Origin of the sequence: Pseudovibrio sp. M1P-2-3, from assembly GCF_031501865.1 — a bacterium.
Taxonomy (GTDB): Bacteria; Pseudomonadota; Alphaproteobacteria; order Rhizobiales; family Stappiaceae; genus Pseudovibrio; species Pseudovibrio corallicola.
This window is the reverse complement of sequence record NZ_JARRCW010000001.1, coordinates 3,782,460-3,805,113: the sequence shown is the minus strand read 5'-3', so window position 1 is coordinate 3,805,113 and position 22,654 is coordinate 3,782,460. Positions and strand designations below refer to the sequence as shown.

The following is a 22,654-nucleotide window of genomic DNA, read 5'->3' as shown; positions in this document are numbered from 1 at the left end:
AAGGCTGGCCTTTCTTGCAATAACTTTTTTGCGTTCGACTTTCGGCCAGTAGTGTGCAGAGTAGTACTGATTTTAAAATTCCGGCTTACGAGTGTTTGGCAGTAACAGGTACCAAGTTGGAGATGAAATCTTCTGCTGCCGCTTGCCAGGAGTATTGACTGGCATGCTTGATACAGTCCTCCGGCTTCATGCGTAAAGCCTCTGTAATTGCTTTTCCCAGATCCTTGTCCAGTGCTCCTACAGGGGCATTTCCTATTATATCTTTGGGGCCTGTTACTGGAAAGGCTGCCACAGGAAGCCCGCAGGCCAAGGCCTCCAGATTGACCAGACCAAAGGTATCTGTGAGAGAGGGGAAAACAAAAACATCAGCGCTGTTATAACACTGAACCAGATTCTCCCCTTCGCGCACACCGCAAAACACAGCATCAGGAAACTTTTGCTCTAAGTACTTACGACGGGGGCCGTCCCCGACAATAACTTTTGTTCCTGAAGCTTGTAGGGAAAGAAACGCCTCAATATTTTTTTCAAAGGAAAGACGGCCTACATAAAGCATTATTGGCCCTTGATGGTCTGAAAATAGATTTGCTTCCACTGATCTGAATTGAGAAAAGTCTACGCCACGGCGCCATAGGCGAACGTGCTCAATACCGAACTCGTACGCCTCTTGCCTCATTCCCTCGGTTGTAACCATTGTATGTGCAGCGGCCCTATGAAAACGCTTAAATAATAAGTGTAGCCAACTATGAGGAACTTTGTAATTTAAGGAGAGGTACTCAGCGAACTTTGAAAGAAATGAGCTGGTAAAAGCGATATTATTGCGCATGCAGTAAGCCCGTGCCGACCAACCGAGTGTGCCCTCTGTTAGAATATGAATGGAGTCTGGTTGAAAAGCCTCAACTCTACGCTTCACTTGGCCTCTGGGAAATACTGCGACTTTGATCTCCGGGTAAGGTGGGAAAGGAACTGTCACGCAATCCTTAACGTCCAGAATATCTAATGTATGCCCCTGTTTTATTAGCTCTTTCTCGGTTTGCGACAGAACCCTTGCTACCCCGTTGATTTGGGTGGAATAGGTGTCTGTCACAATCAAAATTCGCATGATGCAGCTGCCTTTTAACGGAGGTAGATCTGGCAATATTAGGCGATTATCATGAAGGCTTTACCACTTAGAAGCGCAGGGTATTTTTGAGCGGTCACACCTGTCTGTATATTTCATTGCCACTTCAGTCACTTCATTCAGCAGGAAGTTGCTAAGTGTTTTTGGCTCGAGCCCCATTTTCAATAGCCGGTCATTGGCAACCAAAAGGTCATTTTCGGCTGCTTCCTTTCTAGGGTTCTCTAGATAAGAAATCTCTGCTCCGGTTTTTGCAGAGATCATCTTGGCCAAATCACGAATACGGTGTGTTTCCGTCATCTGGTTCAAGATATTTACCCGCTCTCCCTTTTGCGGGGCGTTTTCAAGGGCCAGTTGAATGCACCTGCATGTATCTTGAATATGAATAAAGGCGCGCGTCTGACCACCTGTTCCGTACACCGTCAACGGGTACTCAATGGCGGCCTGCATCAGGAAACGGTTCAGAACGGTGCCATAGTCCCCGTCATAGTCAAATCTGTTTATGAGGCGTTCATCCAACTGTGTTTGCGGCGTTTGTGTCCCCCAAACGATGCCTTGGTGCAGGTCGGTTATACGAACGAGATCATTCTTATTATAAAAAAGAAATAGGAGCTGATCCTGAGTTTTCGTCATATGATAGATTGACCCAGGACTGCATGGGTAGAGGATTTCCTTGTGTTCTCCTCCCACTTGAATATCCAGATACCCTTCCGGAATTTTGATGCCAGTTGTATTGTAGCCATAGACCCCCATAGTACCCAAATGCAGAAGATGTGGGTCCGTTTTACTTTCCACAATCGCCGCAAGAAGATCGTGCGTTGCATTTAGGTTATTATTAACGGTGTATCTGCGATGCCGCGCGGACTTCATGGAATAGGGAGCCGCTCTTTGTTCGGCAAAGTGAATAATAGCTTCTGGCTGCTCATCGGATAACAAAGAAACGAGCCGGTTAAACTCTTTGCCCAGCGTCATGGGGATATGCCGAATAGTCGCCCCTGTAAGCTCCTTCCAGACACAAAGTCTTTCGCCTACATTTGTTATGGGTGTTAATGAAGAAACCTCTAGATCAATATCTATTTTTCTTCGGGAGAGATTATCAAGAATTATAATCTCATACCCCAAGCTAGATAAATAAAGGGAGGTTGGCCAACCACAAAATCCGTCTCCCCCTAAAACCAGAACTTTCTGCATTGGTTGCTCCAAATACTTTGTAGGTGAGAGTGCTGTAAGAAATACCTTTCATTCTCTAAGAAGAAGTATTTCTTAAGGTTACAATAATATTAGTACTAACTCAATGGAATTGAATATTATTATTGTTATATTAAACAAAGTTTATGATTAACGTAGATTTGGTCCGGTTTATCTATTTTTGATTGTTGTATTATTTAATATTCAACTTTTAGATGATGGTGCGCTGAAAAGTGGGGGCCGGTTTTCTATTAAAGATATGCGCCTAAATACGAAGTTAAAGCAGTGAGCTGTTTCAATAAAACGCCTCACTACTTTAGGGCTGTGATAAGGACGGAGAGGCGCAATGCAGTAGGGTCCCACGTCTCGCCTTGCCTTTTGCATCGCTATAAATGTCTCTTACCTTTAAGAGGCAAGCAGGAAATTCAGGCGCTCTTCTGCGCGTGCTGGGTCAATTTCCAGAATTTCTGCTGTAACAATGTGTTCAATAACGAATGGGTCAGCATCTACCCTTTTTTGGAGATCATCCAAAGTGGTGCCATGGGCAATAATAGCCCCCCCTGCATTGGGCTTTAAGGATCCAACCATAACAAAGACCTGATCATCAAAGCCTTGCTTTATCCAGTCTTTATGGGCCTGCATAAACTGGGGTGCTTGGGATTTATTCTCGGAAAATTTCAAGAGTACAATAAACATAGGGGCTTGGTCCTAGTCTGATAGGGTTAATGGATCGCGGGAATATGTTTGCAGCCAGAGGGTTATCTGGGCCACTTCATCTTCTATAAATTTCTCGTCCTTGAAGGTGTTTGCCATTGTGGCCACACCTTGGGAATGAGAGAGGATGTGCATTGCCAGTCTGTCGGCATCGGCTTCATGTCCAAGGTCGAAAAACTGCTTCTTCAGCCAGTCTCGAAACAGGGTAAAAATCTCCCGATACTCATCCTGAGAGGCGTGGTCTAGCTTCGCCAGCTCCGCGCTCAGTGTGCCCAGTGGACACCCGAAGGCCATGATGTTCACACGGTTGCGCAGAAGGATTTTGACAAAGCACAGGATTCGCTCTGCCGGATCTTCAACCTGATCTTCCCACTGTTTCAGCCAGTTTTGCCGATCGGACAAACGCTGCTGTATAACTGCCGAAAGAATGTCGTCCTTGGTTTTGAAGTGGTAATAGAAGTTCCCGCGGGAAATCTTCACCGTGTCGGCAATGTCAGCAAAGGAAGTCTTTTCAAAGCCCTGCTCATAGAACAGCTTGTCAGCCGCTTCGATGATGCGGTTTCGTGTTGTCTTTGCACTCATGAGAAGACGCCCTTTGCCATGTTATTTATACTTTTATCAAACTAGACTTCTTCACTATGATAGAAAGGATAGTCGGTAAAGCCCCGCTCGTTGCCTCCATAAAATGTGGAATGGTCCACTTCATTAAGAGGCAGTTTGTCTTTGTAGCGGCGAACCAGATCCGGGTTTGCAAGAAACGGCAGACCAAAGGCGATCAGGTCAGCATTTTGATCTTGCAAGGACTTCTGCGCTTTTTCCAGATCATAACCGTTGTTGGCGATATAGGGACCGGAAAACTTTCCCCTCAACGCCCCATAATCGACACTGCTGGTTTTTGTCATCATGTCGCCTTCCAAAACGTGCAGGTAACACAGTCCAAATGAGCTGACCTGCTCAATGAAATACTCAAAGTGCGTTTGAGGGTCGCTATCGCGCATGTCGTTGTAACTGTTTTCAGGTGTTAAACGAAGGCCGACACTTTTTGCGGGCCAAACGGTACACACCGCATCAAGGATTTCGCTCAGCAAACGCAGGCGGTTTTGTACATTGCCACCATAAGCATCATCACGCTGATTGGAGCCATCACGCAAGAACTGGTCAATGATATATCCATTGGCGCCGTGCACTTCGACACCATCAAACCCGGCCTGTTTTGCCAGAATTGCACCTTGCTTGAATTGAGCAACAATCTGGGAAATTTCAGAGGTTTCCAGTGCGCGCGGCTCCACAAAATCCTGCATTCCTTGATATGTCACAGCCTGTCCGCTGGGCTTTATTGCCGAGGGGGCAACGGGCAGGGCGCCGCCAGCTTGCATGGATGGGTGAGAAATACGTCCGCAATGCTGCAGCTGTATGAAAATGCGCCCGCCTTCCGCGTGCACCGCATCCGTTAGTTTCTTCCAGCTTTTAGCCTGAGGTTCACTAAAGATATTCGGGGTCATCGGGTAGCCAATGCCCTGTGCGGAGACGGGTGAAGATTCGGCAATAATCAGTCCAGCACTTGCCCGTTGCTGATAATAAGTCACCATCATCTCAGTGACTTCACCATTTTCATTGGCACGATTGCGCGTCATGGGCGCCATAACCATCCGGTTGGATAACTCAATATTACCTAGGTTAAATTTCTCAAATAAGTCTGCAGCCATTGTCATTCCTCGGGATAAATTCTCTAGGACCATTGTCCTAAAAATAGAATTAGGACGATTGACCTAAAAGAGTCAAGCCACATGGGGCGAGAAAAATATCGCCTACAGCGTATAGGGGGGGACATGCATACGGGATTTCGGATAAAGGTATGCGCAAAAACAACAGCTTAAGGTGGAGAAAATTTCTCCACCTTAAGTGAAATAAAGAGGGAGTTCCAAGCGCGGACTGGCAGGCGGCTTCCTTGGGGTCATACCGGACAAGCGAAGCGCCGATCCGGTATCTTGACCACAAACTACCGATTATACGCTGGCGTTATTGGGCGGTTTCTTTCTCTTTCCACTTGCTTTCACTTTCCAGATCAGCCCGTGGCGAGAACATTTCAAAGTTGAACTCTTTCAAAGGCCCGTTTGCACGAACCTGATTTGGCCACGCATTGGAAGCCAGCGCGGGTTTGCCCAGTGCTATGAGATCTGCTTGAGAACTCTCCAGCATGGCCGCAGCGCGGTCGGGTTTCCCAAGTCCGCCGTTTGCAATCACTGGCAGGTTGGAAAACTGCCGCGCCAGCTGTGCAAGGGAGGCGCCTGTGCCAAACGCGGGTTTGTCCGCTTCAAATTCGGTTGTATGGATATAGCTGGCACCTGCCTCTTTCAAACTCGTAAAGACAACACGTGCATCTTCCTCTCCACCCGCCCATTTATGCTCAAAGTCATTCACCTTGCTCTGGGAGATCCGCACGCCCACGACAAATTCAGGCGAGACCTTTTCACGAACGCGGCCAAGTATCTCGCAGGTGAGGCGAATTCGGTTGCCTACGCTTCCGCCATACTGGTCTTCTCTGTGATTTGCATAATCGGTAAGAAACTGATCCAGAAGATATCCGTTGGCTCCATGAATTTCCACGCCGGAAACTCCGGTCTCCTCCGCACGCTGTGCCGCTTCCACAAAGCCGGAAATTGCAGTTTCGATGTCTGCACTGCTCATCTGGCTTGGCAGTTCATAAAGGCCGTGGCCACGATAAAATTCCATCTGTGTGCCCTTTGGACGGATGGAAGAGGGGCCACCTGTTAAGGTACTGAAGCGGTTATATTGAGAAAGTGCTCCCGCATGCATGAGCTGCATAATAACAGCGGCTCCGGCATCTTGTACCTGTTCAATCAGGGGTTTCCAACTTGCAGCTTGAAGTCCATCGGTCAGTCCGGGCTGATAGCGATAGCACTGGCTGTAGGCTCTATCAGTGTAGACACCTTCGGTGATCAGCGCGGCAAACCCGCCTTGTGCGAAAGACTTATAATAGGGTAGCATCTGCGCGCTAACACTTCCCTCCTCATTTGCACTTACGCGGGTCATGGGGGCCAGAACACAGCGGTTTTTAAGGGTTAAAGATCCGAGTTCGAACGGTTGGAAAAGGGACGAGTGTTGCATTTTATCTTCCTGTAACTGTTTGCCAAACATCGTTACAGCATCATGAAAACTATGATAATGTTGCAATTTGCATGGTGACCTTTTACTAATCGTTACATAATGAGCACTGAGAACCTTACCGAATATCTTCGCATCTTCCGCACTGTGGTTGATAAGCAGAGCTTTTCTGCTGCTGCTCGAGACCTCAATATGACGCCTGCGTGGGTTGCCCGGCAGGTCACGCGCCTTGAAACCCACTTGAATGCCTCTCTCTTGATCCGCTCAACCAGACAGCTCCACCTCACTGCGGCGGGGCAGGAGTGTTATAATTCTGCCGGTCGGGTAATGGAGGAACTGGGTTCTCTGCGCGATGTTGTTGCTCTGGACAGCCGACAACTTCGTGGAAAAATTACTATAAATATTCCAAGGATTTTGGCTTCGGATAAACCGGCGGAGCTCATTTGCGGTATACAAGAGTGTTTTCCGGATCTGAGCTTAGACTTTACAGTCTCCGACCATTTTGTTGATCCACTCTCCGGTGACTATGATATCATTTTACGCATAGCTCATAGACTGCCCGATAGTAACGCCCTGCAACGGAAGATTGGAGAAGTTCCACGGGTGCTCTGTGCGTCGCCAAAGTATTTGCAGCTCATGCCGGTGCCCCAAAAACTATCCGATATTCAACAGCATAGAGCCTTAATGTTTAAGGGCCTCCAGTCCACTGGACAATGGAAGCTGAAAACCGAAGAGGAAACGGGGTGGGTGGCGCCGAAAATGGTTATTGAAGCCAACAGCAGTCCTTTGCTCAAAGCCGCAACTATTGCAGGGCGCGGGTTGGCCTTCCTGCCTCAAATGATCATCGACAAAGAGCTGGCCTCTGGTGAACTTGTTGAAATAGCGGGGTTTGCAGCGTGTGATCCCATGCATTTGTATATCCTGCGCCCACCAACAACTTACCTGCCAACACGTACCAAAGTTGTCTGGGATTATTTGACAGAGAATCTTGCTGGGATTTTGAAGAGGCCTCGTTGAGTTTACGCGCACGCTCCAAACTCTTCTTTCAAAGAAACGTCTCACTGCTGTAAAAGAGGGGCTACAAAATTTATCCCCCTCTGTCCCAATGCCTCTATTATTCCTCTCGTGCCCATAAAAACGAGCAGCGGCGGACCGTCCGTCGTGAAGTTATGGGTCGGGATGGGGTTCGTTGGAGAGGTAACGCATCTTCAAGGGGCCCGGTGAGATATTGTTCGGGCTTTGCTGTAAAGGTCCGGCGGATACAAGGAGCCCCTCCAGAGTCGCGAGCAGCTGCGGGAAACCGCATTTTTCGACTGCTGTTGGTTACCCCAGTATTTTGCATAAAATAATCCCGGGCAAGGTGGAATGCCATAGCCGAAGAAACATTTTATTAGTCACTGCGCAGGCTCTGGCCTGTCCGCCTTGCCACTCTCGTTAAGAGCGAGACCAGATCGAACACTGCAGGGATCCCGTGTGGTGTTAAAGGTCGTGAGCTATTGGTTTGAGGCCTATCTTAAGCTAGCGAATGCGAACTGAGGAGGCCGGTCGTGCTGGAGAGTAACCTTAATGCGGGCTCAGGAATTTCAGTCCCACTATACCGCAGAGGATCAGGAGGATACAAACTATGCGAAGAACATCCGTAGACTCCCCAAACAGCGCCATCCCAACAATAACTGTTCCCACGGTTCCGATACCCGTCCATATGGCGTAGGCGGTTCCTAGAGGGAGAGTCTTTAGGGCGTAACCCAGCAAGACGATGCTGATAACCATGGAAATAAGCGTGACAGCGGAAGGCCCGAGCTTTGTGAACCCCTCCGTATACTTCAGCCCCACCGCCCATGCGATTTCAAAAAGACCTGCAATGAAAAGAACCAACCAAGCCAACTCTTGTTGTGCCTTTTTTTGTTACCAAGTGCCCGCAGGTTTAATGAAACTCAAATTCATATGCAAAGGCATTTACGTGAATTCGGTATGTGAGTGTGCTTTTGGTTTCCAAACTCTCATTACTGAGGGGAGAAATCCTTTCCTGCCAGCCCCTGATTTTTAATTTACCGCATCTATAGTTTTTTTGTTGGTTGATCTGGGAAACAGGGTTTATGGTTCCGCTAGTAAGAACATTTCATAACAGTCTGCAGTTTCTGGCACTATTTTGTCTTTGCTTGGCATCGCCCCCTAGTGCAGCTGAACAGCAGGAGGCAGTGATGCTGGAAGGAGCCGGAGCTGGCTTCCCAGCCTTTATGCACACGCAGAGCCTAGATCTTTTCTCGAAAGCGAATCCGAATATATCTATCAGTTATTCTCAGGTTGGGAGCGCACGTGGTGCCTATGAGTTCGTAAACGGAAACACTGATTTTGCAATTACAAGCGCCCCTTTTCATTTCGTTGGAAGTGGCAAAACGGATAACCGGTTTCTTGAAGTGCCGGTGGCGGCCACCAGTATTGCAGTTGTCTATAACCTGAAAGATGTCGGCAACTTGAAACTGAGCAGGGATGCTTTGGCTGGAATATTTGACGGTTCGATTGTCAATTGGTCCGATCCCGTGATCTTGCGGGATAATCAGGGAGCAGCCCTACCAGACCTTCCCATAGAAATTATAGCGCGTGGCATTGGAAGTGGTTCCACCTTTGCATTCACAAACCACATAAAAGAGTACAGCGCGGTATGGCGCAAGATTGGGGCCTCTATGGATATTGCAGCTTTACTGCCTGCAAATGCTCGGTATGTATCTAGTAATTACGAGCTGGTTAAATCCATTGGGGAAGATATTGGGTCAATCGGGTTTGTGCCTGTTGCCTATTCGATTACCAATGGCACGCAAGTTGCCCTGCTGCAAAACAAGTCAGGTGAGTATGTGGCTCCAACAGTTCGTGCCACACAGAAGGCACTCAGCCATCTCAAAGTTGTCCCACCCCCGGAGCTCAATTTGCTATTGATAGATCCGGAAGGGCCGGAGGCCTATCCGATTGTAACATTCTATTGGCTGTTCATTGACAAGCACTACAAGAATACGAAGAAGGCTGCTGCTGTTCGTGCTCTTGCTACATTCATGCTGGAGGGCTTACCTAAGAAAACCGCTCTGGCGCTTGGCTATGTCTCACTGCCAAAGGCTGTCCGTCTTGACGCCGTCAACCTTTTGAAAAGTGATGAAAAGTAACCGCTCACCCTAATGGTCGGGTGAGCGGGGAACTTGGCTTTGAAGGTGGTGATACCTAAGTACTGTTTCCTATAAGAACCGTGACTTCCTGATCGTAGAAACTGCAAAATCCCTTAATTTCCTTAGCAAAATCAAGAGGATCATTATACGCCCAAGCGACCTCGATTCCCTCATGCAGATAGTAACTTGCATTGCCTTTTATTGGGCAGAAGGTCGTCTTTTCCTCTTTGGTTAAAGGAGCCTTGATGTCCTCAGAAGGAATATACAACCGAGGAGGCGCTGCAGCACTCTTGAATTCCTGCAAGTATATAGCCTTTGCCGTGTCTGCAAGCAGGTCCTCACCTTTGTAGACACGAACCCTGTTTGAAATTGGGGTCAGAAACATAAAGTGCTCTGGGTCTTTGGGGTTAACAATCGCCGACTTAGAGGCTTTCTCGGAGAGTTTGGCCATTGGGTTTTCCTTTAACAGGCTTGTTGTGCTGCGTTGGAGAAGGTGGCAAAGCAGCATTTTGCGCCACGGTAAGAGGCTAGGTTATCGTGTTCCCACATAGGTTCGGGGAAAGCGCAATACAACACTGATACCAAGCTAAGGTGATAGATTCAAAAATTCCAGAAATATGAAATTCTAAATTGAACTCCACAGCATAAAACCTATATGAGTGTATGTTACATATTAGGGTGGTTATAATTTCGTCACTTTTGACGCATAGGGAAGCCATCCATTTTTTGTTTTCCTGCATCAGACGGGCTGAGAACTGCAAGCGCTACTTTCTCCTGTAGCGAAAAGAAAGCTGGCAATAAAGTGATTGAAAATTTGCGTTCTATGGCAGTTTTTGCCGCAGTGGTCGAGCAGGGGTCATTTCGTGGCGCAGGAAAAAAACTGGGACTTTCCCCTTCTGTAATATCCCATCATATCTCCAAGCTTGAAGTCAGACTGGATTGCTCTTTGATCAGCAGAAGCTCCCGCCGTCTGGATCTGACTGAAGATGGTAAAGTACTGGCTGAAACTGCTAGGCTGATGATGGAGACAGTCAGTGCTGGCGTGGATGCTGTGACCCAGACACAGACAGCTCCCACAGGGCGGTTAAGGATCTCGCTTCCTACCTTTATGGCCAATACGGAACTGGTTGATCACATTTCCAGCTTTATGACCCTCTATGAGAGTGTGGCCATTGAACTCGTGTTCACCAACGAGCCGGTTCATCCGGTGAATGATTGCTTTGATATGGTCATCACATTTGACCGGATTGTAGACCGCAACCTCATACAAAAAAGGCTGTTTTCATCTCCTTTGTCTTTTTACGCCTCAAACGATCTGGCCGAGAAAATATCGGGCTGGGACATAGAGGAGGTCGTTCAAAAGGTATCCTTGATAAAATCCCCCGGGTTTTCCGAGGAGAGCTGGAATAGGGTCTTTGAAAATCTGGCGGGCCCTTTGCAGGACCCTCTCGACTTTCGCATTACAGTTAAAGATCTGTTTGCAGCAGTGAAGTTTTGCATAAGCGGCCTCGGAATTGCGACCTTGCCTATTGTGGTGGAGATGAATGGTGAAGCGGAAGGGCTTCAGCGTGTATTACAGCATGCGGCGCTCCCAGCGTTCTCCAATTATATCTATTGGGCAAGTAATACGCGCAAGTCTTCCATAACCCGGTTGTTTGTGGACCACATCATTGCGTCCTTGGAAAAGGAAACAAGTCTCAAAAACTTTGGTGTCATTGGCCCCGCGTAATCGTAGATACCCCTGTGAAATAGTTGGTCATCTCACAGGGGGAATATCCTATCGGCTGACGCCGTACATCTCATTTTCCGAAGGGAAACTCTGGTCTTTCACATCATCGGCATACTGTTTGACAGCGCTGTCGATTGTCTCCATGAGATTGGCATAGCGGCGTACAAACTTTGGTGTCCGCGGGAACATACCCAGCATGTCATCGGTTACTAGAATTTGTCCGTCACACTCGGTGGAGGCACCGATACCAATAGTGGGAACTGGAACCGCGTGTGTTACCTCACCGGCAATATGGCTGACCACGCCTTCAAGGACGATTGCAAAACAACCCGCAGCCGCCATTTGCTTGGCGTTTTGAACGAGTTCCCTTTTGCTTTCATCGGTTTTTCCGGCAACGCGATAGCCGCCATCAACATTCAGATACTGGGGGCGCAGGCCAATATGCCCGACAACAGGAATACCGCGCTCCACGAGGAACTCAACTGTTTGCGCAGCAAACTTGTTATACTCAATTTTAACCGCCTGACAGCCGGTCTCCTGCATCAGACGCAGGGCGGAGCGATAGGCCACTTGGGGACTTTCCTCGCAGCTGCCAAAGGGGAGATCAACAACAACCAGTGCTTTTTGAGAGCCACGCATAACCGCTTTGCCATGCATGATCATCATGTCCAGAGTGACAGCAGTGGTATCTTTCATTCCATGCAGAACCATACCTACAGAATCTCCCACAAGCAGCAGGTCACAGTGGCGATCCAGAATTTCCGCAACAGGTGTCGTGTAGGCGGTCAAGGTGACAAGCTTCCTTTGCCCCTTTGCTGCAATTATGTCTCTTATGGTGTTTCTTTTTATTTCTGCCATTTTGGACATGCTAAAACCCTTTAGTGAAGGTATCTCTATTGAAATAGTCTTGGCCTTCCGGTGAAAATAACCTTTTGCCCGAAGGAAAGCCGTAACTGCAATTTGAGAACATTAATCAAGTGCAGGTATCTCCAGTAAAGTATAATTAGTCCAAATTAAACTAATAGGTAGGAATTTCGGGTTTTTCAGAGATTAGTTTAAGATATAATTTTAATTCATCTGGAAAAACGGGATAAATATACACTTATAGATAGGCTTCTTAGGGCATATAATTGCGCAAATTGTCGTTAATAGTGGTTGACCTAAGTGTGATGATCTTCCTTTGGTCTGTCATAAAATTGACGGACTTGTCTATTCCTTTAAGCTGGCAAACGAAATTGTGAATGCTGGATGAGGAAGGGCGCATACGTCGCGTTGGCAAAGCTTAATCTGCTTTTGAATAGCATTCATGGATTTAACTGGCTTTGTCGTCAAATCCCCTCGAAACTTAACAGAACTCTCCACTTGTGATCGATTAATCAAAGGAGAATAGGACCGATGGAAAAGAACGGGGCGGCACCGCTTAAGGTCCTTAAGCGGCAGGAAAATAATATCCATAAATTGCGAGAGCAGCTTTTTCATGTGCGGACGAATACGAAACAGCTCGCGGAAAACCTGAGTGATGGGGATGCGACGGTTCAGTCAATGGAGGATACCAGCCCTTCAAAGTGGCACCTTGCCCATACAACATGGTTTTTTGAAACGGTGGTCCTGAGGCGGTTCTTGAAAGGCTACACGCTTTTCAATGATCGCTTTCCGTACCTTTTCAATTCCTACTATGAAAGTTTGGGTGCTCGGAACCCTCGCCCTCGGCGTGGCATGATTACGCGGCCGCATTTGAAGGAAATTCTCGATTATCGCACTCATGTGGATGAGGGCTTGGAACGGCTTATGCGATCTCCTCTGAATGAACATGCGAAGGCTTTAATTGAGCTGGGGATCAATCACGAGCAGCAACATCAGGAGCTTTTTCTAACCGACATTTTGCATCTTTTGGCGCAAAACCCATTAGGTCCACTGTATGCTGCCTCTATTCCTTTGGAAGTGAACTCAGGCGCCCTCAATGAGGTCCAATGGCAGGCATTTGACGGAGGCATGGAGACTTTTGGACATGAGGGAAAAATGTTTGCATTTGATTGTGAAGGAGCGCGGCATCAGCGGTTTCTTGAACCCTTTCGTCTGGCAACACGGGCTGTCACCAATAGGGAATGGACTGAGTTCATGGAGGGAGGAGGCTATACAACGCCAACTCTGTGGCTGTCTGATGGATGGGCTACTGTAAAGGAAGAGGACTGGTCAGCTCCGCTTTACTGGGAAAATCGTGATGGTGAATGGTGGTCCATGACCTTAATGGGCATGCAGCCGGTGGACCTGGATGCGCCCGTTTGCCATGTGAGCTATTTTGAAGCTGATGCCTTTGCAAGCTTTGCAGGTAAGAGGTTGCCAAGTGAGTTTGAGCTGGAACTGGCGGGAAAAGATCGCCCCATCAATGGAAACTTCAAGGATAGCGGGCGCTTACGGCCAGCTCCTGTACAAGGGGAGGGGCTCAGTCAGCTTTTTGGCGATGTGTGGGAATGGACGCGCAGTCCATTTACCGCATACCCTAACTTCAAACTATCTGAAGGCGCGGTTGGCGAATACAACGGCAAATTCATGAATGGTCAGTATGTTTTGAAGGGCGGGTCCTGTGTCACGCCAGAGGGGCATATTCGAAATACTTACCGCAACTTCTTTCAGCCCGAAAAAAGGTGGCAATTTACCGGAGTACGATTGGCGGAGAATGCTTGATGTCTTTTTCATTTCAACTCGAAAGACCACTTTATTACAACGAGCCCTTCCTCTTTGATATTTGGGAGGGATGCGCTAGGGATCAAAAGAAAACGTCTCCGCGTTGGCTCTATGATGCAAAAGGCTCTGAACTTTTTGACCGCATTACGGAGCTTCCTGAATACTATCCAACCCGTACCGAATTTTCCATATTACACAAACTGGCCGCGAAAATTGGTCAAATTCTGGGGCCTCGTGTATCACTAGTGGAGTATGGTGCGGGATCAGGGGAGAAGGCTCAAATTCTACTGGAGGCTACTCAAGACCCTTTTGAATATGTACCTCTTGATATCTCCTTCGATCATATGGAAGAGGGGTTGGTTCCACTGAAACGAGAGTTTCCTTCTTTGCGTGTACGTCCAATGGAGGGGGATTTCCTGTCTTTGGAAGAGAATGTGGGCTTGGGAGCAGAGGGAGCTCATGTTGGGTTCTTCCCCGGTTCTACCATTGGAAACTTGAATGACACAGAAATAGCAGCCTTCATGAAGGGCGCGCGGCAGCAGTTAGGGGAGGATTCCTATTTCATTTTGGGGGCTGATCTTTGCAAAAGTCTCGACGTGCTCATTCCGGCCTATGATGATGCACAGGGGGTTACAAGGGAGTTCAATCTGAATCTGCTCACACGTATAAACCGGGAATTGCATGGAACTTTTGAGTCCCGCCAGTTCTCTCATGTGGCGCGCTGGAACGCAGAAGACAGCGCTATCGAAATGCATATTCAAAGTCTGAGTGCTCAATCTTTTTCGATCGCAGGACGAACCTTCTCCATGACAAAGGGCGAGAGTATTCATACGGAAAGCTCAAGGAAATTTACTCCTGAGAGTTTGGAGCATCTGGTGCAATCGAATGGTTGGGAAATTGAATTCCTAGAGACTGATAACAGACAATATTTTGCTGTTTTGCTTCTAAAAGCGCTGCCTTACAAATCTCGTGGAACAAACACCAAGCTGATATGAAATATGATTATTTCCGGTCGGGACGTTTTTCTTTAGGCGGGAACTTCCTTGCCGTCCCAAGCAAAGCATTTCCCTGTCTCCTTTGGTGTTAGACCATCTAAAACCCGCCAGAGGCAGGCAGCAGAAAACTCAGGCGTGAACAGCTTGCCTTTTGGTACAAACCGTTGAAATGGGTGAGAGAGTGGACTTGCGACTGTACCTGGGTGTAGACCAACGATAACAGATCTTGGGTTTAACCGTGTAGCCTCAATGCTGGCCGTTTTTATAACCATATTCAGTGCCGCTTTTGATGCCCGGTAGCTATACCAGCCGCCAAGGTGATTGTCTGAAATGCTACCTACCCGAGCAGAAAGAGCTGCAAAGCTATAAGGCTGTTTGCGGGGCATGACACGTAATAAGTGAGATAGTATAGCGGCAGGAAAAAAGGTATTTGCTGAAAAAATTTCCTGCATAGAAGAAATATTGATATCGCCAGCACTTTTTTCGGGCGATGCCGTTGGTGTTTGCAATACACCACTGGTCACAATGACAAGGGAAAGAGGTCCGCTTTCGGTTATGCGATCACAACAGGCTTTCAAATTGTCTGCTTTGAGGTGGTGAAATTGCATAGTTTGAAAGTGGAGAGTAGGCGGTAACAGGCTGCGGGAGACCGCATGAATACGATCAAACCTATTTTGAGCGTTCAGGTGAGAGAGAAGGGCTGAACCAATTGCACCAGAGGCACCGAAAATTGCTGCCTGTTTCACCTCTGATTTCTCCCTTAAGTGATTCCTTTATCGGTAGAAAATAAGGGTTTTTCCTTAAGAAACCTTAGGTGAGGCGAATGTTCGGAATGCGTTGCAAAAGCAAAAGTCCCCATAAAAACACAGCGGCCATTTTTGTAAAATATGACTGTAAAAGTAATATTTTCAATATGTTGATTGTGTGAGTCTAGTTTTGAACGTTTCTAAATTATTGAAATTTAACGCTTATATGTTGACTATTTGTAATGTAGCGGAAGATATAGACATCAATAAACGAGATTGGACAATGCCGCATTCCAAAAGCGGTGGGGATACGACGATATTTTTAGAAAGAGGTTTTTGAATGCGTAAAATGGCTGCAACACTGCTTTCTGCAGTTGCTATGAGTACAATGGTTAGCGCCGGTCATGCGGCAAGCTCCAATGAAGTTCTCGATAACTATGGTGACATCGCTCAGGCGATCTTTGAGGATTCTCTGGCAACCGCAAAAGGTTTGCAATCCGCAGTTAACGCTCTGATTGAAAACCCTTCGGACGAAACACTGGGCGCGGCTCGTGCTGCTTGGGTTGAAGCTCGTCACCCTTACCAGCAGAGTGAAGTTTACCGCTTCGGCAATGCAATCGTTGATGACTGGGAAGGTAAAGTGAATGCATGGCCTTTGGATGAGGGCCTCATTGACTACACCGACGCTTCCTATGGCGCGGAATCTGAAGAAAACCCGTTCTACGCGGCCAACGTCATTGCCAACACCAAGCTGATGATTGCTGGTGAGGAAGTGGATGCCACTGAAATCACAGCTTCTCTTCTTTCTGATACTTTGCAGGAAGCTGGTGAAGTGGAAGCAAACGTTGCAACCGGTTATCACGCAATTGAATTCCTGCTGTGGGGTCAGGACCTGAATGGAACAGGCCCTGGCGCTGGCAACCGTCCGGCAACAGATTTTGATACTGAAAACTGCACAAACGGAAACTGTGAACGCCGCGCGCAGTACTTGCAAGCTGCCACAAGCCTTCTGATTTCTGATCTGGAAGAAATGGTTGCTGCATGGTCTGCAAACGGTGAAGGCCGTAAAGAGCTTTCAGACAAAGGTGAAGCTGGCGGACTGGCAACCATTCTGACTGGAATGGGTTCCCTTTCCTATGGTGAGCTGGCTGGCGAGCGCATCAAGCTTGGTCTGATGTTGCATGATCCTGAAGAAGAGCATGACTGCTTCTCTGACAACACACACTTTTCCCACTACAACGATGTGGTTGGTATTCGTAACGTGTTCCTCGGCGGTTATTCCCGCGTTGACGGCAGCACCCTTTCCGGTCCTTCCTTGAAAGAGCTTATTGCTGCAAAAGACGCGAAACTTTCTGAAGAGCTGGAAGCTGATTTGAACGCTACCGTTGCAGCCTTCCAGAAAATCGTGGATCGTGCTGAAGGCGGTGAAGCCTACGACCAGATGATTGGTGAAGACAACGCAGAGGGCAACGCCCTTATTCAAGCCGGTGTTGATGCTCTGGTTGCGCAAACAGCGTCCATTCAGCGCGCAGTGCAGATATTGGATCTGGAAGACATTGCCTTTGAGGGTTCCGACAGTCTCGACAACCCGTCCGCTGTCTTCGAGTAATAAACTCCTCAAAACACCCCGCAAATTTGTGGGGTGTTTTCTTTAGTACAAATTGAAAATGCTCTAGGTATCAGGCGTAAAATCATGCCAGCTTTCGGTCTAGCCGCGCACCTTCTTGTGAGGGCGTCAGCCATCACCGTCTCTTGTGGTGCTCTTCTCCTTTCCACTGCCAGTGCTCAGTCTCCTTTGGAATATCGCGATGACCTTTCCCTCAAGGATCGCCAGCGCGCTGCACAAGTCACCGCCCCACTGGCCAGCTTCGAAAAAGGTGAAGCCTTTGAAGAGATGCAGGCAGGTAAGGCGACCTCTCGAAAGCGTGTGAACCGGGACGCATTTTCTCACCCAAGCCAGAACCTGAGCTTTGAAGAACAACAAAAGTTCAGAGTCGGTAACGGCCTTTTTCGAAAACTCTGGACCTCTTCTCCTGCATCCACCAAAGCCTCCGATGGCCTTGGTCCCCTGTTCAATGCACGCTCCTGTCAGGGGTGTCACCTGAAAGACGGACGCGGCCGTCCTCCCTATGAAGGGGAACGGGCTGTTTCCTTGTTCTTGCGTTTGTCTGTTGAACCTTCAACGGATGCAGAAAGGGCGCTTTTGGAAAGTGGGAAGGTGGCCAGCCTGCCGCACCCTGTTTATGGGGGGCAGCTCCAATCTTTTGCCGTGACCGGTTTGGCTGGTGAGGGTGAACCAAAAATCACTTATACAGAGATTCCAGTGGAACTCTCTGACGGTGAGACGGCCTCACTACGCAAACCAACCTACTCAATCGAAAATCTAGGGTATGGCCCTCTTGGGGACAATACGCTTGTCTCACCTCGTGTTGCGCCGCCAATGATTGGTCTTGGACTTCTGGAAGCCATCCATGAGGGCGATATTCTGGCTAAGCAAGATCCCGAGGATGCTGATAATGATGGCATTTCGGGGCGGGTTAGCTGGGTTTACAATGAGGCGTCCGGCGAAAACGAACTGGGCCGGTTTGGCTGGAAGGGTGGAAATGTCACTGTGCGCTCGCAAACAGCTGGGGCATTTTCCGGAGATATCGGCCTTTCCACACCTGATAAGCCGAACTCTTATGGCGATTGTATGCCAGCACAGACCCGGTGTTTTGAATTTGCAACGGGAGAGCAGGAAAACCTTGGGCCAACCGAAGGGCCGGACCCTGTGATGGAGCTGGTGACATTCTACTCTCAAAATCTTGCTGTTCCACGGCGCCGCGACACAACAGACCCACAGGTTCTTGCGGGCAAGCAAGTGTTCTACGAAAGTGGTTGTGCAAGTTGCCATACGCCCAAATATGTTACCCGCCGCGATGCGCCAACAAAAGCGCATCAGTTCCAGTTGATCTGGCCTTACACCGACTTGCTGCTGCATGACATGGGTGAAGGTCTTGCTGATGGCCGTCCTGTGGGCTATGCCAATGGCAGAGAATGGAAAACGCCACCACTTTGGGGCATTGGGCTTACCAAGACCGTGAACAAGCATACCTTCTTCTTGCATGACGGGCGTGCCCGAAATCTATTGGAAGCTGTATTGTGGCACGGCGGAGAGGCGGAAGCTGCAAAGCAAGCGGTTGTTTCCATGCCTAGCCAAGATCGGGCAGACCTGATCCGTTTTCTGGAGTCCTTGTAAATGGTTGCCGCGCGTGTTTCTCGTCTCCTTGGTCTTGCTGTTGTAACCACCGGTCTTTTGTTTAGCCCACAAGTAATGGCTGAGGATTACAGAACCTACAACAAGCGGCTGGTGGAGAATTATATCCGGCCCCAGTTTACCCGAATGGTGAGCGTGTTTGAGGGACTGGAAGGCGCAACCGAAGTGGTGTGCAGTACTCCCTCTGAGAGTGCACAAAAAGCGTTTTCGGGAGCCTTTACCGCCAGTGTGAAAGCGCTGGCACAGGTGGACTTTCTGCGCTTTGGGCCACTTGCTGCGGAAAACCGCTCCCAGCGTCTGGCGTTCCTGCCAGATAGCCGGAGTGTGACCAGACGGCAAATCAACAAGCTGTTGGCCAACCCGGATGAAAAAGCGACCAAGGCAGCGACCTTGAAAACCAAAAGTGTGGCCCTGCAAGGTTTGACAGCACTGGAGCGCATTGCCTTTGGTAGTGACGGGCAAGTGATATTGGGAACGGGTACTGATAACGAGGCGTTTGTCTGTTCTTATGCAAATGCGATTGGCCAGCGTCTCGTTCTGACAGCAAAGGAATTGGTTGCGGAGTGGAATGATCCAGATGGATATTCCAAGGAGCTTCTTGATCCCGATCCGTCTCATCAGCTTATCAAGACGGATCGGGAAGCGGCAGAGCTGACCTATAACTCCCTCGTGACAGCTCTGGTGATTGTGAAAGATCAGATCCTGTTGCCAGTGGTTGGAAAAACTGCGGAAAAAGCCAAGCCCTACCGTGCGCCCTTTGCCAGAAGCCATAATGCGCTGGCCTACCTTTCTGCAAACCTGCATGGCATAGACAGTTCTATTCAAGCTGCAGATTATGCGGAAGGGCTGACTGAGGATCAGAAATGGGCAACCGATAGCCTCACGTTTGAATTCATGAACGCGCAGCGTACGCTGGAGACTATCAGGGGGCCGTTGAATGAAACTGCCCGCGAGCCGGATGTGCGTGATCAGCTTTCCTATCTCATTGTGATTGTTGACGGTGTGAAAGAGGTTCTGGCGACGGATATCTCGGGCTACCTTGGCCTTTCCGGCGGCTTTAATGCGCTGGATGGGGACTGATCATGTCCTCCAAATTCCATGCGATAACGCGCCGTGGTTTGCTGAGCGGCTTGGCAGGTGTTGCTGTGGCCTCGCTGGTTGGCGGCACTGCAAAAAGCCAAGACCTGCATGCAGCCAACTTTTCCAAGTTGTTTGGTGTGGGCGAAAATGAACCCCTGTTTGCTAATGCGCGGCGCAACAATGATGGCAGCTTTGGCCTTTCTGTTTTCGACGGGGCAGGGCAGATTGTGTTTACAGCTCCCTTGCCTGATCGTGGTCACTCCATCAGCTTTGATCGGAATTCCGGCAAGTTGATTGCTTTTGCGCGCCGACCGGGAAATTTCGCCGTTTTGATGGACGGGAACGGGACGCAAAACACCAAGGTTTTCACCAGTCCTGATGACCGGCATTTTTATGGGCATGGAGTTTTCTCATCCGATGGAAAGCTTCTCTATGCACCGGAAAATGACTGGCAATCGAAACGCGGCGTGATTGGAATTTATGATCTGAGCGGTACAAGCCCAAAACGCTTGGGTGAGATTGAGAGTCACGGGGTCGGTCCCCATGATGTACTGGTCTGTCAGAAAACAGGTGCTCTGGTCGTCGCCAATGGGGGGATCTATACTCGGCCCGACAAGGCGAGGGAAAAGCTGAATATCGACAGCATGAAACCTAACGTGAGCTGGGTTGATCCCAAGACGGGAGAGTTACTCGTACGGAACGAGCTGCCAACATCCTTGCACCAACTTTCCCTCCGCCACATGTCTCAGGACGGTGAGGGAAAGGTATGGATTGGTGGGCAATATCAAGGTCCAACGAGCCATAATCCTCCTCTTGTTGCTGCCATAACGCGGGACGGCGAACCAAAGCTGTTGGAGATGCCCGGCACCTTGCAAGATGGCCTTCAAAACTACATCGGCAGTGTGACTGCCAATCGGGATGGCTCAGTTGTGGCGACAAGTTGCCCTCGTGGCGGTAAGGTTCTCTTCTGGAAGAGTGAGGATCTCACATTGATTGGCGCACAAGACATTCCTGATGGCTGCGGAGTTGCCCCTATAGACCAGCAAGCCTTCCTGATCAGCGATGGAAATGGCGGAGTACGCTACCTCGAAGATGCTAAGGACTATGCCGAGGTGCTGGCTTACCACACAGGCATCAGCTGGGATAATCATCTGATCCCTATTGGGTAGAGGCTTTATTCTGCCAATGGCGAAGCTAGTTTTAGCCATAGTGGATATTTAGCTAAAGTACTATTTCGCATGGCTTTAAGTGGCCTTAATGTTGTGATTTCGCATTCAATATAAAGATGCATATTTTGTAGATACTCCTCAAAATATTAAACGCCACAAATTGCAGGCAAAGATCGTTAGGTTGCAGCTATTTGCCTTGATAATAATGTTAAGTACGAATGTCTCAAACACTTCTACCTGAATTTGTTCCTTGGATTATTTGTGCGGCTACAGTCGTAATAGGTACACTTGTGCAACGCCTTTCGGGAGCTGGCTACGGAATGTTTGCTGCGCCCGTTATGGCTCTGGTCGCGCCTGAATGGTTGCCAGGTTCTGTAATATTGGTTGGGTCCGTGGTGGGAGCTGGTGCTCTTTTGAACGCAAATAATGCTGTTATCTGGAGAGATTTACCACCAGGCTTTGCTGGGAGAATTTTCGGCGCTGCTATAGCTGCTTACATAGCAGCGGCTGTTATTGGTACGGAAATACTACCAATAATAGTTGGAAGTATTGTACTGCTTGCAGTTGGATTAAGCCTAATCGGGATGACGATTTCTATTACAAAGACGTCGCTTTTCGCAGCTGGGGGCATTAGCGGTATTATGAGCACTCTCATGGGAGTTGGAGCACCGCCGATGGCGATCCTCTATTCAACCGTGGAGACACGACGTGCGGCCGCAACACAAAACGCTTTCTATGGATTTGGAACTTTAATCTCAATCGCCGCTCTTTCAGTAGCGGGTGTTCTTACCATATCACAACTTGTGTTCGCAGCGACTTTGGTTCCTTTTGTTCTATTGGGTTTAATTGTGTCACGACCTTTGGCAAATAATTTTGAACGACAAGAAATCCGTCCTTGGGCTCTGGGTTTGGCGGCGTTATCTGCGCTGCTTTTGCTCACTCGTAGCTTCTGAGGTGAAACCGAAGGAGTGCGATATCAATAAGATCCGAGCGACTTTACCGAGGTTATCACTTGCACTCTGATGTCGCTCGGTTAGACGGTATAATTGGCCATCCTTGACAGCAAGATCAGTTGAGTGCTACCCACGGGGAAGGTTGAAGACACCTGCCGCCCACCGTGTTTCATGATGGTGAAGTTCTTCGTTTAAGGTCAGATCATTTCCATGCACAGCATGCGGGGTAGATTGGCAATGTGGGCACCATTCATCAAAAAGCATGCGCTAACGGAGCATCGGTGATGGATCAGCCATACACTTTTCCAAGCGTTCAAGAGCTGAAGGAACAGGCAAAACGGCTGCGTGCCGAATTGCAAGATCGGGGCGTTCGGTTGGGGCACAGCCAGTCCTTGGAAATACTCTCCAAACAGCTTGGCTTTAAAAACTGGAACACATTGCACGCGAAAGCTGGCAATGGGAGCCGTCCCATTGCTGTGGGTGCTCGGGTAAGGGGAACTTATCTTAAACAGCCGTTTGAAGCGGAAGTCATTGGCCTGCACGGAGCGCAGGATAGCCAGATGCGCCGGATCACCCTGCAGCTTATCGAGCCTGTTGATGTCTCGGCGTTTGAAAGCATGAAAATCTTGCGCTCTCGAATATCGGTTCTCATTAACTCGAGAGGCCAAACGGGAGAGAAAACGTCTGATGGAGAGCCTCACTTGCGGCTCGATCTCTAGTTGTCTTTATAAAATACATTGACTA

Annotated in this window: 21 protein-coding genes; 11 read left to right on the top strand and 10 right to left on the bottom strand. The window is 48.7% G+C overall.

Going from position 1 to position 22,654, the window contains the following annotated elements:
• Positions 1-85: 85 nt before the first annotated feature.
• The 6 genes from P6574_RS16705 to P6574_RS16680 all read right to left on the bottom strand — a co-directional run bounded on the left by P6574_RS16705 (position 86) and on the right by P6574_RS16680 (position 6,145).
• Positions 86-1,099 carry a glycosyltransferase family 4 protein gene (locus P6574_RS16705; protein WP_310621389.1) on the bottom strand — a complete coding sequence of 338 codons (1,014 nt, stop codon included), beginning with the start codon at positions 1,097-1,099 and terminating at the stop codon, positions 86-88.
• 60 nt (positions 1,100-1,159) lie between these two features.
• On the bottom strand, positions 1,160-2,305 hold the full coding sequence (locus tag P6574_RS16700; protein WP_310621388.1) for an NAD-dependent epimerase/dehydratase family protein: 1,146 nt from the start codon (positions 2,303-2,305) through the stop codon (positions 1,160-1,162).
• Positions 2,306-2,707: 402 nt separating this feature from the next.
• Positions 2,708-2,998 (bottom strand): YciI family protein, encoded by a 291-nt coding sequence (locus P6574_RS16695; RefSeq protein ID WP_310621387.1) that lies wholly within the window; start codon positions 2,996-2,998, stop codon positions 2,708-2,710.
• A gap of 12 nt (positions 2,999-3,010) precedes the next feature.
• Positions 3,011-3,598: a TetR/AcrR family transcriptional regulator gene (locus tag P6574_RS16690; RefSeq protein WP_310621386.1), complete on the bottom strand. Its 588-nt coding sequence runs from the start codon at positions 3,596-3,598 to the stop codon at positions 3,011-3,013.
• Between the two features lie 41 nt (positions 3,599-3,639).
• On the bottom strand, positions 3,640-4,722 hold the full coding sequence (locus tag P6574_RS16685; RefSeq protein ID WP_310621385.1) for an alkene reductase: 1,083 nt from the start codon (positions 4,720-4,722) through the stop codon (positions 3,640-3,642).
• 313 nt (positions 4,723-5,035) lie between these two features.
• Positions 5,036-6,145 carry an NADH:flavin oxidoreductase gene (locus P6574_RS16680; RefSeq protein WP_310621384.1) on the bottom strand — a complete coding sequence of 370 codons (1,110 nt, stop codon included), beginning with the start codon at positions 6,143-6,145 and terminating at the stop codon, positions 5,036-5,038.
• A gap of 99 nt (positions 6,146-6,244) precedes the next feature.
• On the opposite strand from P6574_RS16680, the gene P6574_RS16675 reads away from it, so the two are divergent.
• Positions 6,245-7,159: a LysR family transcriptional regulator gene (locus tag P6574_RS16675; RefSeq protein WP_310621383.1), complete on the top strand. Its 915-nt coding sequence runs from the start codon at positions 6,245-6,247 to the stop codon at positions 7,157-7,159.
• 546 nt (positions 7,160-7,705) lie between these two features.
• On the opposite strand, the gene sugE is transcribed toward P6574_RS16675, so the two are convergent.
• Complete coding sequence (gene sugE, locus P6574_RS16670) at positions 7,706-8,026, bottom strand: quaternary ammonium compound efflux SMR transporter SugE (protein ID WP_310621382.1); 321 nt, start codon at positions 8,024-8,026, stop codon at positions 7,706-7,708.
• Positions 8,027-8,238: 212 nt separating this feature from the next.
• Between sugE and P6574_RS16665 the strand changes: the two genes are divergently transcribed.
• Positions 8,239-9,297, top strand: a complete 1,059-nt coding sequence (locus tag P6574_RS16665; RefSeq protein WP_310621381.1) for an extracellular solute-binding protein — start codon at positions 8,239-8,241, stop codon at positions 9,295-9,297.
• 55 nt (positions 9,298-9,352) lie between these two features.
• Here P6574_RS16665 and P6574_RS16660 read toward each other — a convergent pair whose 3' ends face one another.
• Positions 9,353-9,748 carry a DUF427 domain-containing protein gene (locus P6574_RS16660; protein WP_310621380.1) on the bottom strand — a complete coding sequence of 132 codons (396 nt, stop codon included), beginning with the start codon at positions 9,746-9,748 and terminating at the stop codon, positions 9,353-9,355.
• Between the two features lie 372 nt (positions 9,749-10,120).
• On the opposite strand from P6574_RS16660, the gene P6574_RS16655 reads away from it, so the two are divergent.
• On the top strand, positions 10,121-11,026 hold the full coding sequence (locus tag P6574_RS16655; RefSeq protein ID WP_310621379.1) for a LysR family transcriptional regulator: 906 nt from the start codon (positions 10,121-10,123) through the stop codon (positions 11,024-11,026).
• A 48-nt stretch (positions 11,027-11,074) separates the two neighbouring features.
• Here the strand turns inward: P6574_RS16655 and panB are convergent, their stop codons facing one another.
• Positions 11,075-11,893: a 3-methyl-2-oxobutanoate hydroxymethyltransferase gene (panB, locus tag P6574_RS16650; RefSeq protein WP_310621378.1), complete on the bottom strand. Its 819-nt coding sequence runs from the start codon at positions 11,891-11,893 to the stop codon at positions 11,075-11,077.
• Between the two features lie 528 nt (positions 11,894-12,421).
• Here panB and egtB point away from each other — a divergent pair.
• Positions 12,422-13,711 carry an ergothioneine biosynthesis protein EgtB gene (gene egtB, locus P6574_RS16645; RefSeq protein ID WP_310621377.1) on the top strand — a complete coding sequence of 430 codons (1,290 nt, stop codon included), beginning with the start codon at positions 12,422-12,424 and terminating at the stop codon, positions 13,709-13,711.
• Positions 13,711-14,706: an L-histidine N(alpha)-methyltransferase gene (gene egtD, locus P6574_RS16640; RefSeq protein ID WP_310621376.1), complete on the top strand. Its 996-nt coding sequence runs from the start codon at positions 13,711-13,713 to the stop codon at positions 14,704-14,706. Before egtB ends, egtD begins: the two co-directional genes overlap by 1 nt.
• A gap of 32 nt (positions 14,707-14,738) precedes the next feature.
• Here the strand turns inward: egtD and P6574_RS16635 are convergent, their stop codons facing one another.
• The gene (locus P6574_RS16635; RefSeq protein ID WP_310621375.1) at positions 14,739-15,452 is read right to left on the bottom strand and encodes a Rossmann-fold NAD(P)-binding domain-containing protein; all 714 of its coding nucleotides are present in this window, start codon (positions 15,450-15,452) and stop codon (positions 14,739-14,741) included.
• Positions 15,453-15,792: 340 nt separating this feature from the next.
• Between P6574_RS16635 and P6574_RS16630 the strand changes: the two genes are divergently transcribed.
• From P6574_RS16630 to P6574_RS16605, 6 genes are all read left to right on the top strand, one after another.
• Positions 15,793-17,061 carry an imelysin family protein gene (locus P6574_RS16630; protein ID WP_405048109.1) on the top strand — a complete coding sequence of 423 codons (1,269 nt, stop codon included), beginning with the start codon at positions 15,793-15,795 and terminating at the stop codon, positions 17,059-17,061.
• Between the two features lie 84 nt (positions 17,062-17,145).
• Positions 17,146-18,690, top strand: a complete 1,545-nt coding sequence (locus tag P6574_RS16625) for a di-heme oxidoreductase family protein (RefSeq protein WP_310621374.1) — start codon at positions 17,146-17,148, stop codon at positions 18,688-18,690.
• Positions 18,691-19,788, top strand: a complete 1,098-nt coding sequence (locus P6574_RS16620; RefSeq protein WP_310621373.1) for an imelysin family protein — start codon at positions 18,691-18,693, stop codon at positions 19,786-19,788.
• Between the two features lie 2 nt (positions 19,789-19,790).
• Positions 19,791-20,957, top strand: a complete 1,167-nt coding sequence (locus tag P6574_RS16615; protein WP_310621372.1) for a DUF1513 domain-containing protein — start codon at positions 19,791-19,793, stop codon at positions 20,955-20,957.
• 218 nt (positions 20,958-21,175) lie between these two features.
• Positions 21,176-21,910 (top strand): TSUP family transporter, encoded by a 735-nt coding sequence (locus P6574_RS16610; RefSeq protein WP_310621371.1) that lies wholly within the window; start codon positions 21,176-21,178, stop codon positions 21,908-21,910.
• 284 nt (positions 21,911-22,194) lie between these two features.
• Positions 22,195-22,629 carry a glyoxalase superfamily protein gene (locus P6574_RS16605; protein WP_310621370.1) on the top strand — a complete coding sequence of 145 codons (435 nt, stop codon included), beginning with the start codon at positions 22,195-22,197 and terminating at the stop codon, positions 22,627-22,629.
• Positions 22,630-22,654: the final 25 nt, after the last annotated feature.

What these genes read in the sequence shown, in the direction of transcription:
- P6574_RS16705 (WP_310621389.1), bottom strand. Translation starts at nt 1,099, where the DNA reads ATGCGAATTTTGATTGTGACAGACACCTATTCCACCCAAATCAACGGG.
- P6574_RS16700 (WP_310621388.1), bottom strand. Translation starts at nt 2,305, where the DNA reads ATGCAGAAAGTTCTGGTTTTAGGGGGAGACGGATTTTGTGGTTGGCCA.
- P6574_RS16695 (WP_310621387.1), bottom strand. Translation starts at nt 2,998, where the DNA reads ATGTTTATTGTACTCTTGAAATTTTCCGAGAATAAATCCCAAGCACCC.
- P6574_RS16690 (WP_310621386.1), bottom strand. Translation starts at nt 3,598, where the DNA reads ATGAGTGCAAAGACAACACGAAACCGCATCATCGAAGCGGCTGACAAG.
- P6574_RS16685 (WP_310621385.1), bottom strand. Translation starts at nt 4,722, where the DNA reads ATGGCTGCAGACTTATTTGAGAAATTTAACCTAGGTAATATTGAGTTA.
- P6574_RS16680 (WP_310621384.1), bottom strand. Translation starts at nt 6,145, where the DNA reads ATGCAACACTCGTCCCTTTTCCAACCGTTCGAACTCGGATCTTTAACC.
- P6574_RS16675 (WP_310621383.1), top strand. Translation starts at nt 6,245, where the DNA reads ATGAGCACTGAGAACCTTACCGAATATCTTCGCATCTTCCGCACTGTG.
- P6574_RS16665 (WP_310621381.1), top strand. Translation starts at nt 8,239, where the DNA reads ATGGTTCCGCTAGTAAGAACATTTCATAACAGTCTGCAGTTTCTGGCA.
- P6574_RS16660 (WP_310621380.1), bottom strand. Translation starts at nt 9,748, where the DNA reads ATGGCCAAACTCTCCGAGAAAGCCTCTAAGTCGGCGATTGTTAACCCC.
- P6574_RS16655 (WP_310621379.1), top strand. Translation starts at nt 10,121, where the DNA reads ATGGCAGTTTTTGCCGCAGTGGTCGAGCAGGGGTCATTTCGTGGCGCA.
- panB (WP_310621378.1), bottom strand. Translation starts at nt 11,893, where the DNA reads ATGTCCAAAATGGCAGAAATAAAAAGAAACACCATAAGAGACATAATT.
- egtB (WP_310621377.1), top strand. Translation starts at nt 12,422, where the DNA reads ATGGAAAAGAACGGGGCGGCACCGCTTAAGGTCCTTAAGCGGCAGGAA.
- egtD (WP_310621376.1), top strand. Translation starts at nt 13,711, where the DNA reads ATGTCTTTTTCATTTCAACTCGAAAGACCACTTTATTACAACGAGCCC.
- P6574_RS16630 (WP_405048109.1), top strand. Translation starts at nt 15,793, where the DNA reads ATGCGTAAAATGGCTGCAACACTGCTTTCTGCAGTTGCTATGAGTACA.
- P6574_RS16625 (WP_310621374.1), top strand. Translation starts at nt 17,146, where the DNA reads ATGCCAGCTTTCGGTCTAGCCGCGCACCTTCTTGTGAGGGCGTCAGCC.
- P6574_RS16620 (WP_310621373.1), top strand. Translation starts at nt 18,691, where the DNA reads ATGGTTGCCGCGCGTGTTTCTCGTCTCCTTGGTCTTGCTGTTGTAACC.
- P6574_RS16615 (WP_310621372.1), top strand. Translation starts at nt 19,791, where the DNA reads ATGTCCTCCAAATTCCATGCGATAACGCGCCGTGGTTTGCTGAGCGGC.
- P6574_RS16610 (WP_310621371.1), top strand. Translation starts at nt 21,176, where the DNA reads ATGTCTCAAACACTTCTACCTGAATTTGTTCCTTGGATTATTTGTGCG.
- P6574_RS16605 (WP_310621370.1), top strand. Translation starts at nt 22,195, where the DNA reads ATGGATCAGCCATACACTTTTCCAAGCGTTCAAGAGCTGAAGGAACAG.